13 protein-coding genes and 1 pseudogene are annotated in these 13,855 nt (G+C 62.0%); 7 read left to right on the forward strand and 7 right to left on the reverse strand.

Annotation, left to right across the window (positions count from 1 at the left end):
* Positions 1-362: 362 nt before the first annotated feature.
* The 4 genes from EOA19_RS31050 (at position 363) to EOA19_RS31065 (ending at position 3,317) form a co-directional block, all read left to right on the forward strand.
* Positions 363-659 (forward strand): DUF2604 domain-containing protein, encoded by a 297-nt coding sequence (locus EOA19_RS31050; RefSeq protein ID WP_024505654.1) that lies wholly within the window; start codon positions 363-365, stop codon positions 657-659.
* Complete coding sequence (locus tag EOA19_RS31055; protein ID WP_024505653.1) at positions 652-1,269, forward strand: putative metal-binding protein; 618 nt, start codon at positions 652-654, stop codon at positions 1,267-1,269. Before EOA19_RS31050 ends, EOA19_RS31055 begins: the two co-directional genes overlap by 8 nt.
* A 98-nt stretch (positions 1,270-1,367) precedes the next feature.
* The gene (locus tag EOA19_RS31060) at positions 1,368-1,754 is read left to right on the forward strand and encodes a Mov34/MPN/PAD-1 family protein (protein ID WP_236383243.1); all 387 of its coding nucleotides are present in this window, start codon (positions 1,368-1,370) and stop codon (positions 1,752-1,754) included.
* A gap of 3 nt (positions 1,755-1,757) precedes the next feature.
* Positions 1,758-3,317, forward strand: coding sequence for an E2 ligase fold family C protein (locus EOA19_RS31065; RefSeq protein ID WP_024505651.1), 1,560 nt, complete (start codon positions 1,758-1,760; stop codon positions 3,315-3,317).
* Positions 3,318-3,523: 206 nt separating this feature from the next.
* Here EOA19_RS31065 and EOA19_RS31070 read toward each other — a convergent pair whose 3' ends face one another.
* The 7 genes from EOA19_RS31070 to EOA19_RS31100 form a co-directional block, all read right to left on the reverse strand.
* A complete protein-coding gene (locus EOA19_RS31070; RefSeq protein WP_063169237.1) occupies positions 3,524-5,992 on the reverse strand; it encodes a S8 family peptidase in 2,469 nt (822 codons plus the stop codon).
* A 17-nt stretch (positions 5,993-6,009) separates the two neighbouring features.
* A complete protein-coding gene (locus tag EOA19_RS31075; RefSeq protein WP_024505649.1) occupies positions 6,010-6,996 on the reverse strand; it encodes an ATP-binding protein in 987 nt (328 codons plus the stop codon).
* Positions 6,997-7,351: 355 nt separating this feature from the next.
* The gene (rlxS, locus tag EOA19_RS31080; protein ID WP_063169238.1) at positions 7,352-9,322 is read right to left on the reverse strand and encodes a relaxase/mobilization nuclease RlxS; all 1,971 of its coding nucleotides are present in this window, start codon (positions 9,320-9,322) and stop codon (positions 7,352-7,354) included.
* Positions 9,323-9,500: 178 nt separating this feature from the next.
* On the reverse strand, positions 9,501-10,184 hold the full coding sequence (locus tag EOA19_RS31085) for a lytic transglycosylase domain-containing protein (RefSeq protein WP_024505647.1): 684 nt from the start codon (positions 10,182-10,184) through the stop codon (positions 9,501-9,503).
* Positions 10,172-10,720 carry a S26 family signal peptidase gene (locus tag EOA19_RS31090; RefSeq protein ID WP_024505646.1) on the reverse strand — a complete coding sequence of 183 codons (549 nt, stop codon included), beginning with the start codon at positions 10,718-10,720 and terminating at the stop codon, positions 10,172-10,174. The genes EOA19_RS31085 and EOA19_RS31090 overlap by 13 nt, the downstream gene beginning before the upstream one ends.
* A complete protein-coding gene (locus EOA19_RS31095) occupies positions 10,717-10,986 on the reverse strand; it encodes a helix-turn-helix domain-containing protein (RefSeq protein ID WP_024505645.1) in 270 nt (89 codons plus the stop codon). Before EOA19_RS31095 ends, EOA19_RS31090 begins: the two co-directional genes overlap by 4 nt.
* 181 nt (positions 10,987-11,167) lie before the next feature.
* The gene (locus EOA19_RS31100) at positions 11,168-11,491 is read right to left on the reverse strand and encodes a DUF736 domain-containing protein (RefSeq protein ID WP_024505644.1); all 324 of its coding nucleotides are present in this window, start codon (positions 11,489-11,491) and stop codon (positions 11,168-11,170) included.
* 1,010 nt (positions 11,492-12,501) lie between these two features.
* On the opposite strand from EOA19_RS31100, the gene EOA19_RS31105 reads away from it, so the two are divergent.
* The 3 genes and pseudogenes from EOA19_RS31105 to EOA19_RS31115 all read left to right on the forward strand — a co-directional run.
* Entirely contained in the window at positions 12,502-12,849 is a 348-nt protein-coding gene (locus EOA19_RS31105; RefSeq protein WP_063169239.1) for a hypothetical protein, read from the forward strand.
* 62 nt (positions 12,850-12,911) lie between these two features.
* Positions 12,912-13,205 (forward strand): annotated as a pseudogene (groES, locus tag EOA19_RS31110) (co-chaperone GroES); the annotation flags it as partial.
* A gap of 65 nt (positions 13,206-13,270) precedes the next feature.
* Positions 13,271-13,855, forward strand: a 585-nt coding sequence (locus EOA19_RS31115) for a TCP-1/cpn60 chaperonin family protein (RefSeq protein ID WP_281040492.1), incomplete at its 3' end; no start/stop codon positions are given.

Consider the following 13,855-nt stretch of genomic DNA (forward strand, 5'->3'; position numbering starts at 1 on the left):
TGAAGACTCTGAACGACGGTTCCTACGGCGCTGCCGGCGCAATCGGCTGCTTGGGGGACGCGTGACGCAGTCAAAGCTCCCCTTGCCAAGCACGGAGCAGGCGAGTGAGAGAGCAGATGAATAGGCGTGTCGCCAATATTTTTGCATTGCTCTAATCGATTATAGTTGTGAGGAGCAATTTGAGACCATTTACTTGCGGCTCAAGTCACCCATAAAAGAAGGCAAGCACCGATTCGGTAGCTTATCCCCTGTCTTTCGCGTACTCGCGGCCGTGGCGCCGGGTGAACGATTGAAGACCGCCGGTCTCACTCGCAGGTGGGCGCCAGGGCGTGGGGCGGTTGGCAAGCCACAGGAGTAGGACAATGTCGAAGGATTCGGGTAAGGGCGATAATCACGGCGGCGGACCGGGCAAGATCGAGATCACGGTGGTGGTGAACGGCCAGCCCACGCAGGTCGAAGCCAATCCCAACCAGCCGCTTCACGTCATTCGTACCAAAGCCCTTGAGAACACGCAGAATGTCGCCCAACCAGCCGAGAATTGGGAATTCAAGGATGAGGCCGGCAACTTGCTCGATGTCGACAAGAAGCTTGGCGACTTCGGTTTCCCGAATACTGTGACCCTGTTCCTCAGCCTGAAGGCGGGCGTCGCAGGTGCCTAAACACCAAAGTGTGGATCCGGAGGTCTCCCGAGCGAAGTTTGATCGGGAGATCGGCCGGTTCCGGCCATATGCTGATGTCTATCGGGCTCAGGGCTGCTTCTTGATCGAGGCGACCTTTCCGCGCGCTTTCTTCATTTTCGCCAGCCCCAAGTTAAAGCCACGGGTGGTCAGCGCAGCGAGCGAGGTCGACTTCACCGACTACGACTTAAGACCACCGTCCGTGGTCTTCGTCGATCCGTTTACGCGTCATCCGATTGCCCGGAAAGATCTATACCTGAAAATGCTTAGACGTCCGCCGCTGCCCGGAACGCCGCCGGAGATGATAGGAGCTCTCATCCAGCAGAACGCCGTGCCGCTGACGGACTTCATCCAGGCCAACAGTCCCGAGGACGAACCATTCCTGTGCATGGCGGGCGTCCGGGAATACCACGACAATCCAGCCCATTCAGGTGATCCATGGCTGCTTCATCGGGGTTCTGGCGAAGGCTGTTTGGCCTTCATCCTGGACAAGATCATCAAGTACGGAATCGTTCCTATAGAGCAGTTGCAGATTCAACTCCAACCGACAATCGTAGGAATGGTGGTATCCCCTCAGGCGATACAAGAATGACTGGTTTGAGAGATGTAACGATCGTGACTCTCCCGCGCGGCTGCATCTCGACCACGCATGGGCATCTGCGCTCAGTTGGTCGCGAGGGCAATGAGGGGATGGCGCTCTGGGTCGGCGTTCAGCAAGAGCGGCACTTTGCCGTAACAGAGACGGTTATCCCGGCGCAGCGTCACATTCGGACAAACGATGGCGTTTGCGTGATCGTTGCGGCCGAAGAACTGCACCGGCTCAATGTCTGGCTCTACAAAAGCGGCCTGAAACTCTTGGCCCAGATTCACAGCCATCCGGGCCGCGCCTACCATTCGACGACGGACGACGCTTATGCGGTTGCTACCACGGTTGGGTGTCTGTCGCTGGTAGTGCCGAATTTCGCCCGCGAGCCTTTCGATTTTGCTCGGGTCGCCGCCTATCGGCTTGACGAAAAGGCCAAATGGAATGCGCTCCCTCCCGCGGCACTGTCGCGAATGATCATGATATCGAGTTGAACAATGGCATTCGCTAACTTCATCGATCGCGCCGCCACGGCGGCATCTCAGGTCCTGGCCGATTTTCATCTGGGAGACTTCAAAGCAGCTCTTGAAAAGCAGGTCGTGGCAGTCGCCTTCGACCATCAGGCCGCTTCCTGCGCCGAAGGCCAGGCGACACTAGATCTTGCGGTGAGATTGCTCGCTAGGCTCTACCCGGTTCTGGCGATACTCCCGCTGGACAGCGCGGCGAGCTCTCAAGCCCAAGCGCTGGAGCGCTTGGCAAAGTCGATCAATCCAAAAGTCGGCATCCGGCGTTCCGGCAAGTCTGCCACCGTCTGCGTCGTTGCAGGGGTAACGCGCCCATCACTCCGGTGCCCGATCTTTTTCGTGGGATCGGACGGTTGGGCGGCAAAGCTGTCGCGTACGGACCCGGTGGGCTCTGGCCCAAGTCTGCTGCCTTATGGAGCTGGCGCCGCCAGTTGCTTCGGCGCCGCCAACGTCTTTCGAACTATCTTCGCTGCCCAGTTGACCGGCGCCGAGTTGGACGAAACCATCGACCTCTCGCTATGCAGCTACGACAAGACCAAAGCCGGAGAGCCTGGCCCGATCGACTTCCCAGTCGACCTTGGCGAAACCCACCTCGTTGGGCTCGGTGCGATAGGCCATGGCTCGCTTTGGGCGCTAGCGAGACAACCCGATCTCAAAGGTCGTCTGCATGTAATCGATCACGAAGCGATCGAACTCTCAAACCTGCAGCGCTACGCATTGGCTGGCCAGGCGGAGATTGGTATGTCCAAAGCGGTTCTTGCAGCCACCGCCCTTAGATCGACTGCCCTTGAGGTCGAGGCGCACCCTCTGACGTGGGCAGAATATGTTGCGCGCCGGGGCAATTGGGTCTTCGACCAAGTGGGTGTGGCGCTTGACACCGCCGCCGACCGTCTGGCTGTCCAAGGTGCACTGCCGCGATGGATCGCAAACGCTTGGACGCAGGAGCACGATCTCGGTATCTCCCGGCATGGTTTCGATGACGGCCAGGCTTGCCTTTGTTGCATGTACCTGCCATCCGGAAAATCCAAGGACGAGCACCAGCTGATTGCCGAGGAACTCGGAATACCGGAAGCACACGAGCAGGTGAAAACGCTCCTGCAGACCAATGCCGGAGTTCCCAACGACTTTGTAGTTCGCGTGGCTACAGCGATGGCTGTGCCGTTTGAACCGCTAGCCCCGTTTGTCGGCCAGCCCCTGCGCTCCTTTTATCAGCAGGCTATCTGCGGCGGTCTGGTGTTCCAGCTTAGCGAAGGAAGTCGCCGCGTTCGAACTGTGGTTCCGATGGCCTTTCAGTCGGTGCTTGCCGGGATTATGCTTGCCGCGGATTTGGTCAAACATAGTGCGGGGTTTCCCATGAGCCCGACGACGAGCACTCGGGTGAATCTTCTGCGCCCCCTTGGCTCTCACTTGCACGATCCGAAGGCCAAGGACTCCAGCGGCCGCTGCATCTGTAGCGACGACGATTTCATTGCCGCTTACAGGCGCAAATACGGCGAGCGCGTTGATCAGGTAAGCGATGTCTCGGCCGCCTAAACAGACGCGCACCTCTCCGTAGACGCAGGGGGCGCGGCTTGTGGGCGTGACCATGGGCGCCATTATCACACGCTTGGCCCGCTCCTTTGCCGGCCTATCGTCCTCCGCGCATGATCCCTGTTGCCGACGTGATGATCCAGCACCAGCCGCCATGGCACCAGAGGCTGGTCAAACCTCCGTTGTTGGCCGATTTGGACAGTGCTGCATCAGGTCTCGACCGACGTCTCGACAGTCAGGGCTGCTTCGACGGGTGTGAAGATGTCAACATCGACCCCAGGCGCCCGCATCGTCACAATCAGGGCGTACCGAGCCAGAGCGTCGACGCGTTCCAGGTAAGGCTTCTCCTTCCACCAGCCCCCGACCGGGAACACGCCGATCGCATCACGCTCGGCGAGATCGGCGGCGCTGCCCGACCAGAAATCGGCGTGCAACGAGCCGCGATCGCGGAAGGTGCCGAGCAGCCACTCTTCTCCGCCTCCAGCAGGCGCCCCTTCCTCCTCGTCCCGAGCGGCCTGATTGATGCGGGCTCGGAATTCGTCGACTGTCTCGGTCGCTGACTTTACTCTGAACCGAAGACCATGGGACGCGTAACGATGCCGGCGGGTCCATCCGCGTTCACCGGGGTTGGGTTCGATGAAATAGGACAGCGTGACGCGGAGCTCGACCTGGGCAGCGCCGAGCGCCGCGAGCTGCTCCTTCGGCCAAGGCAGGCGATGCAGCTTCATGTCACGCGTTTTGGCAGCCGCGCCGCCCTCGCGCTGGAAAGGCTGAAGCTCATCTTCAACGATAAGCGTGAGGTCGTTCACCGTTGACAGAAGCGCGCGCCCAAGATCTGGCACGCCGTAACCATAGCGCCGCACGAGCGCCTGGATCTCGCCCTTCGCTCCGTTGCACGCATCGATGCGTGCGCGCATCGCCGGAGTCCATTCGGCCGAGTGGACGATCAGGGCGCGAACCGTTTCAGGCCACAGCTCGGGGCGCGCTGATAGAATTAGTCCCGCCATCCGTGCGGCATGGGCCGTTGCCGCGCTCGTATCTCCGAGGGTGGTGAAGTGGCGCAGTTCGGGTCGATAGAAAGTGGTCAATATCTGCAGATCGTCGATCGGCTCGCCAGGCAACACACCGTCATGGGCGAGATTGCCGCCTTCGAAGACGACCTCGGGCTTCACCGGCCACTGCCTGTCCCAAACGACCGAAGTGCGACTGCGCGGCGAGAGCTCGCCGACCGGCGCGATCGGAGCGTAGCCCGCAAAGTCGGTGTCAATGATATCGACCTTTTCTGTGAAAGCGCCGACCGTCAGCGCATTCCAGGCCTGAGAAGGATCATCGACTGCTTCCAGATCGTTGCGCGTCAAATGCTCGGCCGGCATGAGGTCATCGCCGATGTTGCCGGCAGAGAGAACGATCAAGCGTCGCTGCTCCTCTTCGAAACAGAGTTGGTCGATAGCGGCAGACCACGATGTGGGCCTTCCACGCGCCGGACTGGCGCTTGTCACAGCCATTGCGATCGCGCGGCGGCGCTCCGGCGCCTGCACCTCGGCGCGGGCGATCGCTTCCGCGGTGATCGAGCCATAGAGTTCTGGATCGTTTGCCTCGTCTTCTGGCGGAAGGATACGGACACTCTCCAGCCGAAAGGGCAATGGAACTGGATCGCCTCCGACCAGGAGCGGGACCAGATCACCGTACAGGCCGACACCTGCCATTCGCGTCCCGTGGCCGCTCCACGCAGGTGTGTCGTCGCTGCCCCATGCCGGTTTGACGGTGTGCCAGTCTTCAACGGCAAGTGCGGGTTCGATCAACGGGTGGGTGCGACGTACGCCGCTGTCGAGAATGCAGACCGCAATATCGGATTGAGGCGGTCTGACGCGCCCGAGAAGCTCGTCGCTCCAGTCCCTTTGCTCCGCGCCGCCAAGGCCCATGAAGAAGGACGGCGTATCCTTCGCGCGCCGCAGCTCGGCGACGACATCGCTGTGCGCAATCATGCGGTCGAGCATTGCCGTGCTGGCGAGTGCCAGCATGACCACCCGCTCCGGAAACCTGACCGCATGCGTGCGCAAAGTGATGTTCAGGGCTTCGGCAATGTGCTCGAAGTTCTCGCGGCGACCGTCGCGCAGCCAGACTTCCCACCACACCTGCTCGTCAGCGGCCTGGGGGAAGAGGTCGTCGTGGTCGGTAAACAACGATCGTGCAGTCGCCAGCCTGACTGTCTCCATGCGGGAGACGAGCGGCTCGTTGCGCGGTCTGCCGCGGTCAGTGTCAACGTCTCGATACGCCTCGACTTTCCGCAAATAATAGGCTTGCGCGCTTTGCGGCAGGAACACCGACGCTGTGATGGGAGCACCGGGTTGAGTTGGCTCATGGACGGCGACCAGCTCCATGTGCTGGCGACGATCGGCCAACTGGTCGAGGGCCGCCCGTCCGGACATGGGCAGATCGATCTCGAGGTAAAAGCCAGGCGTGCCGACCGACAGCTGGGGGTCACGCGCCGCAATCTGCTGGCGTGCACTTTCGACCGCTTGTTCGATGGATTGCGTCAAGGCCGCAGCATGCGACGCCCGATCACGCGCCGGCAGCGGCGGTGCATGTATAAGTTGGTTGGGCCGCCGATAGGCTTCCCGAATGCCGTTGTTGCGAAGGTGGATATGGGCGCGGTCGCGCGGAAAATCGTCTGCCATTATGATCTGTGCTGTCGCTACTCAGACAGCGAAGCCTGCCGGCGTTCCTTCAGAGCGTCGATGAGCGCTTCCGAGGTGATCCGCTTCCCCCCCCGCAATATGATGGTTTTTGCAGCGTCGTCGGCCGCGCGGGTGATCTCGGCCTGCGACAGTCTCTCTGCCTGAGAGATCGCCTCGTTCCAGGCAAGCCCTCTGGTGTCGAAGCGGTCGAGTCGAGCCCGAAGCAGCGCCTCGATAATCGGCCGATCGGGCACGGCGTATTCGATGACATCGTCGAAACGGCGGAACAAAGCTCTGTCGAGCAGCTCGGGATGATTTGTTGCCGCAATAATCAGGCTGTGGCTGTCGTCTTGCTCGAGAAACTGCAGAAACGAATTCAGCACGCGCCGAATCTCGCCAACATCCTGGCGTTCGCCTCGACGCGCGCCGATGGCATCGAATTCGTCAAAGAAGTAGACGCCCCGCGTCGCCTGCATTGCATCAAAAACAAGCCGCAGCTTTCCGGCAGTCTCTCCCATGAACTTGGTGATCAAACCATCGAGGACGATCATGAAAAGGGGCAGATGAAGCTCCCCGGCCAATGCCGATGCGGTCATCGTCTTGCCTGATCCTGGCGGGCCGACCAGAAGCAGTTTGCGACGGGGAACAAGCCCGTGCTCGCGCAAGCTTGCTTGTTGGCGCTGCTCTCCCAGCACGCGGTGCAGGCGCGAGCGCAGACTGTCCGGCAAAATCATGTCCGTCAGTCGCAGGTCCGGATAGCGCACATGCAGGAGGCCTGCGAGTTCGCCCTTTGGCTGAAAAAGGGGAACCGGCCGACTGCTCTTGGCAATCCGGGCGTCCCTGCTCTTGGCTGCGTCGACCAGATCCTTGAGCTCCTGAGCAAGCTTGCCATGGCCTTGACGTGCCTCATGCGCAGCAAGCTGCATCGCGATAGAGAGGAAACGATCCTCGTCGCCGGCAATGTGGCTTTTAAGCAGCGTCACGATATGGCGGGCCGTGGTCATGGCTCTCTTCTGGGGTATCCGTTTACTTGGCGAAGCGCATGCAACCTAAACGCTTTCAACGGCGATTTGTAACGCGCAATGGTGTTTTTTCTCTTGTCGATGTTCGCCCGTGGCAACTTCAGCGGTGAACTGTTGCGCCGCGGTCATAGGCCAGCCGGAATAACGCCGGCCAGCAGACAACAGTCCGCATCTTCGAGCGCTCGAAGTCTGGCCACTCACGCAGCGTGTCGGGTCCGAACGCTCCAAAGCCGCCCCGCCTGGCAGGTCCATGCGACCGATTGCGGGCGTGCGGCCATAAGGTCTACGCGGGCTCGCATGGCTGCCCGCGCCGCTGGCTAAAAAGCTGTACACCATCTCACGAAACACCAGGTCCGCTCCTTTGCCGGCCGACGGTCCATGAAATCCCCTCCCCACTCACGACACCGGAGACCTCCTTGCCCACATGGCGCTCAAGCACCGGCCGCCATGGCACCAGCGTGAACTCGCGCGACTTTTCAACGACGGCATATTTTCCGCTGGCAAGCTCGACGGAGCGGCGGAGCGTACCCTCTACTCGTCCTCCGAATCGCGCTTCGGCATAGGGCAGGCCAAGTTCCTCCGACAGTTGGCCAGCAACACGGTTCAGTTCTCGCTGGCGCAGGATCGAAAGCATGTTGGCTCGATAGACGATCCCATCCTGTTCTTTATGCGCGAGGCCTTGCGCGATCAGCCACTGCCGCCGGCGAGCTTGCGCCTCTCTCACGTCGCGGCCGAAGCCGGATCCGTGCAAAGGCTCGGGTCTATCGGCAACCAGCTCCCGGTCGAGCCAGGTGGCGCCGTTGAAGCTGACCTGTCGCTCCAGCGCCATTGAGGAGAGCTTGTCGGCAACGACAGGCTCGGCCCTGGCCCGCTGGCCCTCATAATTCGCGACGCGATCGAGATGGTCCGGCGCGATGAGCCAGGTGCCGTTCGGCTCTCGCTCAACGCCGCCGGTCGCGCGGCGGATCGCCTCCAGCCGCCGCACATGCGTTCGCGCAAAGCTCTCGGTGGCGGATGGGTCATGCTTCAGGTGCATATCGACGTCGTAACGGCCGCCATGCGCGGCGGCGATTTCGGCGATGGTACGATCGACCTGCCTCGGCTCGGTGTTCCTTGGCGCGACACGCACGATGCAGCCATTAGGCATCGTTTCCATCGCCTCGCCTCTACCGATGTTGATCCAATGGCTCTTACCGTCGACGGCGTCGACGATCATGTAATGGCGGTCATTGATCTCGTCGGCCAGTCCACGCGCGACAACGCGACCGACGAGAGACTGGACGGGCTCGCCGGATCGATCGTGGATCACCCAGTCGGCGGCCCTGCGGGCAAGCCCCTTGCCGGTCAGTTCGCGGTGCATGGTCTTGATGATGTCGCCGCGTTCGCCGGTGCGGCGCAGCGTGGCTTCGAGCTCATCGTCGAGGCGCCAGGAGCCAGCGCCGACCTCCGCGGCCAGACCCATCCGCTCGAGCTTGCGCAGCCGTCCCTGGTGCAGCGTCTGGCGAATGGCGTCGGGACCGCCCGGCGAGACCAGGCCGTCATCATCACGCATGCTGAGCAGCCGACGGTCGATGCTGGTGAAGCGTTCCTGCTCCATTTCCCGGCGCAGGCGAAGCTCAATCTCGCGGTCGGTTCGCGGACCGAGATCGAGGCTGACCAGCTCGGCCGCCCGCTCGCGGATGCCAGATGAGATATATTCGCGCGCGATGACCAGGTTCTCGCCACGGTCGTCCCTGCCACGGACGATGATGTGGCTGTGCGGGTGGCCGGTGTTGAAATGATCGACCGCGACCCAGTCGAGCTTCGTGCCGAGGTCTTCCTGCATCTGCGCCATGAGCCGCCGCGTCAGCGCCTTGAGGTCGTCGTACTCGATGCCGTCTTCGGCAGCGACGATGAAGCGGAACTGATGGCGGTCGCCGTCCGCGCGATCGATGAACGCCTTGCCGTCGACGCGGCCGCTGTCGGCGCCGTAGAGCTCGCCAGGTTCACCTTCGCGGGTGACCCCGTCGCGCTGAAGATAGCGTAGATGGGCACGCGCCCCGTCCGCGCCCTTGCCGGCGAGCTTGACGACCCGCGCCTTGACGATCACCCGGCGCTGGCGGAAGGCGGCATACCGGTCGCGCGATTTCAGCAGTGCGGCGGCCGCCCCGCCGCGCCCTGTCCGGCTTCCTGTGAAGCGACCACCGCGTTGCGGCCGGCCGCCAGCCCGGTTGATCGCCGCACGAACCTGGCCGGCATAGCGTTTGCCGGCCTTCGAGCCGCGCGACCCGATTTTGCCGAGCTTCGGCCTGAACTCGTCATCCTTAATGCGAGCCTCCCAGACATATCAAGCAAAATCAGACACTTACACGTCAAACCCTCTTGGCACCGGCGGCAGCCTCCCGGAAAAACGATGTGCAGACAAAGATTTAACCGCCTCCTGGAGGCGGTACCTTTATCTTGCCTTCCGCGCCCAGCCCCGCCAGACGCGCCCCCGTCCGCCATGGCTAACGCACCGGCTCCTTCGGCTGCGCGCCGTCCTTGCCGAGCGGCACGAAGAGATCGCCGTTTCGCACGCCTGAGTGAACACCGTCATGAATGAAGAACAGCGACCGTCCGAGAGGAGCGATTTGCGCCTTTGGAGCGACAGATTGGCTTTCGAACGCCTCGATGTCGGCCGCCGAAACTCCGGCCGCCTTGAGTTGGTCGAGGTACTCGACGGTCTCTTCTGGCAGCGGTTTGCCACGCTTCAAATGCTCGTCGTAGCGCTCGGGACCGGCATTGTAGGCGCCAAACAGGCCAGGAAATCCGAAGCGGTCATACATGGCACTGAGATAGGCCGTGCCGGCCAGGATATTGTCGCGCGGATCGTGGGGGTTAGGCCCAAGGCCGTGTTCGACCCGCATCTCTTCATAGGTGCCGGGCATCACCTGCATGAGGCCCATGGCGCCAGCGGGGGAGGTGATGGGGCGGCCGCCGCGCATTGTCTTGCCGCCGCTTTCGGCAGCCATGACGGCATAGATCCAGGCTTGGGGAATATGGAAGCGCCGGCTTGCTTCCGATACCAACGTCTGCCACTTTCGCAGCTGCGGACTTTGGGAGATGGCGACCGGCTCAGCGCCGGTCGAGGCGGAACAGGCGCATGGCGCAATGGCGATCATGCCCAACAAGAGGAGGGTCACTCGGTCCATAGTGGTACGAGCCTCCCGATGACATTTTGAGTGGGAACAGGCCCGAAATAGCGGCTGTCGAAGGAGCGGTTTTTGTCGCTGCCGAGCAGGAAAACCTCGTTATCCCCGAGCGCTCGGCAGCCGTTCCACCATGGCAAAGGTCGGCCTTCGGCGTCGATTTTGAGCCGGCGCGCGACGATGTCGCCGCCGATGATGATGGCGTCATTGAAGGCGCAGACATTATCGTCCGGCAGCGCTGCAAGACGTTTTGCCAGCGGCACATTGCGAGGCAGATAGCTGCGCTCGGCGGCGAGATACGCCGCGTATTCAGGCGGGCGCACGAGCACGAGATCGCCACGCGCCAGCGCTCCCGCAGCGATGCGGTAAAGGCCGATCGGCGCGCTGGCCGAGGCGTTCCAGACCAGCCAAGGGGCGGGCTTTCCCAGCGCCGTGAAGCCCAAAAGACCGAGACCGGCCGCGGCCAAGGCGACCGTCTTACGGGCTCGAACACGCCTCAGGCGGCTGCCGATCAGATGGATGGAAGGGCGCCGCCTCATGAACGGCCTCCCGTGCCGCCCTGGCCGGAACCGGCCTTGCCATCGCCGGCGATGGAGTGCTGCGGGTGTCCTTTCGACCAATGGTCGAGTTCGTCGATGTGATAGCGGACATAGCGGCCGTGCTTGCGGAATTTCGGGCCGCCGCCCTTGAGCCGCATCTTTTCGAGCGTGCGCTGGGAGAGCCCGATATAGAAGGCGGCTTGGGCTGTGCTGAGAAACGGGCTGCCCTTTTTCGCGCGGGCCGCGCGTTCGTTTTCGTCGTCCATGATGATCCTCGTTTCGCTTCGGACAAGCGAGGGCGAGGATGGGCGAGGGAGATCGTCTCGGGGACGGGCGAAGAGTCGGGGGAGAGTTTTCGCCGCCCTTTAGGGCGGACGGGGTTTGGGTGGAACTCCTGGGAATGAGCCCCGCGCCGGGGCTGCGGCGCGAGGCTCTTATCTCGGCCGGTCAGTCGGCCGGGTTCCAGATGATGGCGTAGGTGTCGTGATCGTCCTGGCCGGCGGCTCGGCCGAGATTGGCGTAGAGCTTGCGCGGTCCGAACTCCGGCGCTGCAATCGACAGGCTCACATAATCCTTGCCGGAAGTCTCGCCGGTGCGGATCCAGCCAGCGCCGACTTCGACCCCTTGCGTAAGCACCCGGAAGTCGGGATGGTTATCGGCGCTCTTGGCCTGGTTGGGGACGATATCGATGTCGGCGCGGACGCTGAGCGTCTTGAACTGGCCCTTGTAGGCGCCGTTTTCCTGCTTGTTGACGTAACCGATCGCGGTCATTTCGAAGTCTCCTTTTGTGGTTTCGCCGGGGACCATCCCCTGCGATGGCGCACCGTAATGGGCGCGTCAGGACCGCCTGAATCCGACAGGGCCGCAGCGACAGTGAAGGACCCGAGCGGGCAGCTTTTTTGTGAGCGAAGCGGCGCGAGGAAGCCGCCGCAGGCGGCGGGGAAAAAAGCTGATGGCGCGAGGGTTTCGGGCGGCCGGACCCGCCCATAGGTCGACAAGCCAGCCGCAGGGATGGTCCTTGGAGAGAGCATGGAGACCGCTCGCCAAGTGCGGTCTGTCAGCCAAGCAGGACGCCGGGATGAAACGGCCTGCAAAGATGCTGCGCCCTTATGCCGGATCGAGATCGTGCCAGCGGGTCGGGCGCCAGAGCAGACATCCGGCATGGTGCGATCTATGAAAGCAGGGCTCGCCAGCGGGAATTTGATACGCGAGGGGGCCAAAGTAAGGCTGGATGAGAAGCCGGTGCTACCTGCAGGTCCAGTGTCATGTGGCGGCGCTCGGGAAACCGCTACGCAATGTAACGCGCTCTTATGAGGCGAACAGACCGGCCCCAAAACCGATCGACCGGTGGTCGGCGCGAAACGCGTCATGCCTGTCCGAAAGCTGACAGTGGCAGAAGACGCATGTCGGGTTCCGCACAATTGACCATGCTGGATTTGTGAGGTTTTCAGGGAGAGCCATGCGTTCACTTCCCAGTGAGCTTTGGCACGGCATTTGCTCTTGATGTGGCAACACGGATCGAAGGTTGACTGCATGCACAAGCGCGAGATGAGCAATGCTCTCCTTTCCTGGAGGCTTGGCAGCAGATTCGATTTGACGTTGCGAGGAGCTTCAGCCGCTCGCGGCGGAAGTGATCTCAAATCTGAAGGCACCGTTGGGGCCGCAGCCATCAAACACATCTTTCTCTTTTTCGCAGCTCGTCTTCAACGCGATGCGGACTTCTTCGCGTCGACGGCGGCCGAAGGTGGAGAAGGGGCTCGACTTGCAAAAAGGAGTTGTCAATGACGTCTTACGTTCGCACCAACAGCCCGGCGCAGGTGCGCTCACTGTCCACCTTTGGCAAGCATCTGCAAAGGAGCGTGCTGACGGCGACGCTGCTTGCCGCGGCTTCGACGGGAAGTGAAGCGCAGCCCTATGTTCGTGCTGACGGCAGCACGACTGACGACTTGGAAGCGGCGCGAGCAAGTTGGCGTCATGACGCCGAATTCAATGGAAATGTGGGGCTCGCAGCCATCAACGCGGATGCCGCGTATGCGTTGGGTTCCACCGGGGAGGGGGCCAGAGCTCCTCGCCTGCCCTCGTCCGTCTTGACGAGTGCCCGCTTACAGCCTACCTCACTATCGCGTTAGCACTCGTCCATCGCGAGTGCTAACAAAAACCCCTCAACAGCGCACCAGGGAAAAATCCGAAAATGGCAAAGTCGAAGTTCCGCCCGCTGCATGACCGCGTGGTCGTTCGCCGGGTCGAATCCGAATCCAAGACCGCTGGCGGGATCATCATCCCCGACACGGCAAAGGAAAAGCCGCAGGAAGGCGAGATCATCGCTGTCGGCTTCGGCGCTCGTGACGAAGCTGGCAAGCTGGTCCCGCTGGACGTCAAGGCCGGCGACCGCATCCTGTTCAGCAAGTGGTCGGGCACGGAAGTCAAGCTCAATGGCGAAGACCTTCTGATCATGAAGGAATCCGACATCATGGGCATCATCGGCTCATATCAGGCCCTTTCGTCAACTGAATTCCCGGGCTCGATTGAAGCCCCTGCCAGGAGCTAAAAATGGCTGCCAAAGACGTAAAATTCTCCCGCGATGCCCGCGAGCGCATGCTGCGCGGTGTCAACATCCTCGCTGACGCGGTGAAGGTCACGCTCGGCCCCAAGGGCCGCAACGTGGTCATCGACAAGTCGTTCGGCGCCCCGCGCATCACCAAGGACGGCGTCACCGTCGCCAAGGAAATCGAGCTTGAGGACAAGTTCGAAAACATGGGCGCGCAGATGGTCCGCGAAGTTGCTTCGAAGACCAACGACATCGCTGGCGACGGCACCACGACCGCGACCGTTCTGGCGCAGTCGATCGTCCAGGAAGGCCACAAGGCCGTTGCCGCCGGCATGAACCCGATGGACCTGAAGCGCGGCATCGACCTCGCGGTAACCGACGTCGTTGCGACCCTGATCAAGAACGCCAAGAAGATCAAGACCTCCGAAGAGGTTGCCCAGGTCGGCACCATCGCCGGCAACGGCGATGCTTCGGTCGGCAAGATGATCGCCGAAGCGATGCAGAAGGTCGGCAACGAAGGCGTCATCACGGTTGAGGAAGCCAAGACCGCCGAGACCGAACTCGAAGTCGTCGAAGGCATGCAGTTC

The sequence above is a fragment of the Mesorhizobium sp. M7A.F.Ca.US.010.02.1.1 genome, from assembly GCF_004023085.1.
Lineage (GTDB): Bacteria > Pseudomonadota > Alphaproteobacteria > Rhizobiales > Rhizobiaceae > Mesorhizobium.

Coding starts and splice junctions, on each gene's coding strand:
- EOA19_RS31060 (WP_236383243.1), top strand. CDS start 1,368: ATGGCGCTCTGGGTCGGCGTTCAGCAAGAGCGGCACTTTGCCGTAACA.
- EOA19_RS31095 (WP_024505645.1), bottom strand. CDS start 10,986: ATGGACGACGAAAACGAACGCGCGGCCCGCGCGAAAAAGGGCAGCCCG.
- EOA19_RS31050 (WP_024505654.1), top strand. CDS start 363: ATGTCGAAGGATTCGGGTAAGGGCGATAATCACGGCGGCGGACCGGGC.
- EOA19_RS31075 (WP_024505649.1), bottom strand. CDS start 6,996: ATGACCACGGCCCGCCATATCGTGACGCTGCTTAAAAGCCACATTGCC.
- EOA19_RS31070 (WP_063169237.1), bottom strand. CDS start 5,992: ATGGCAGACGATTTTCCGCGCGACCGCGCCCATATCCACCTTCGCAAC.
- EOA19_RS31085 (WP_024505647.1), bottom strand. CDS start 10,184: ATGGACCGAGTGACCCTCCTCTTGTTGGGCATGATCGCCATTGCGCCA.
- EOA19_RS31065 (WP_024505651.1), top strand. CDS start 1,758: ATGGCATTCGCTAACTTCATCGATCGCGCCGCCACGGCGGCATCTCAG.
- EOA19_RS31090 (WP_024505646.1), bottom strand. CDS start 10,720: ATGAGGCGGCGCCCTTCCATCCATCTGATCGGCAGCCGCCTGAGGCGT.
- EOA19_RS31105 (WP_063169239.1), top strand. CDS start 12,502: ATGACGTCTTACGTTCGCACCAACAGCCCGGCGCAGGTGCGCTCACTG.
- EOA19_RS31100 (WP_024505644.1), bottom strand. CDS start 11,491: ATGACCGCGATCGGTTACGTCAACAAGCAGGAAAACGGCGCCTACAAG.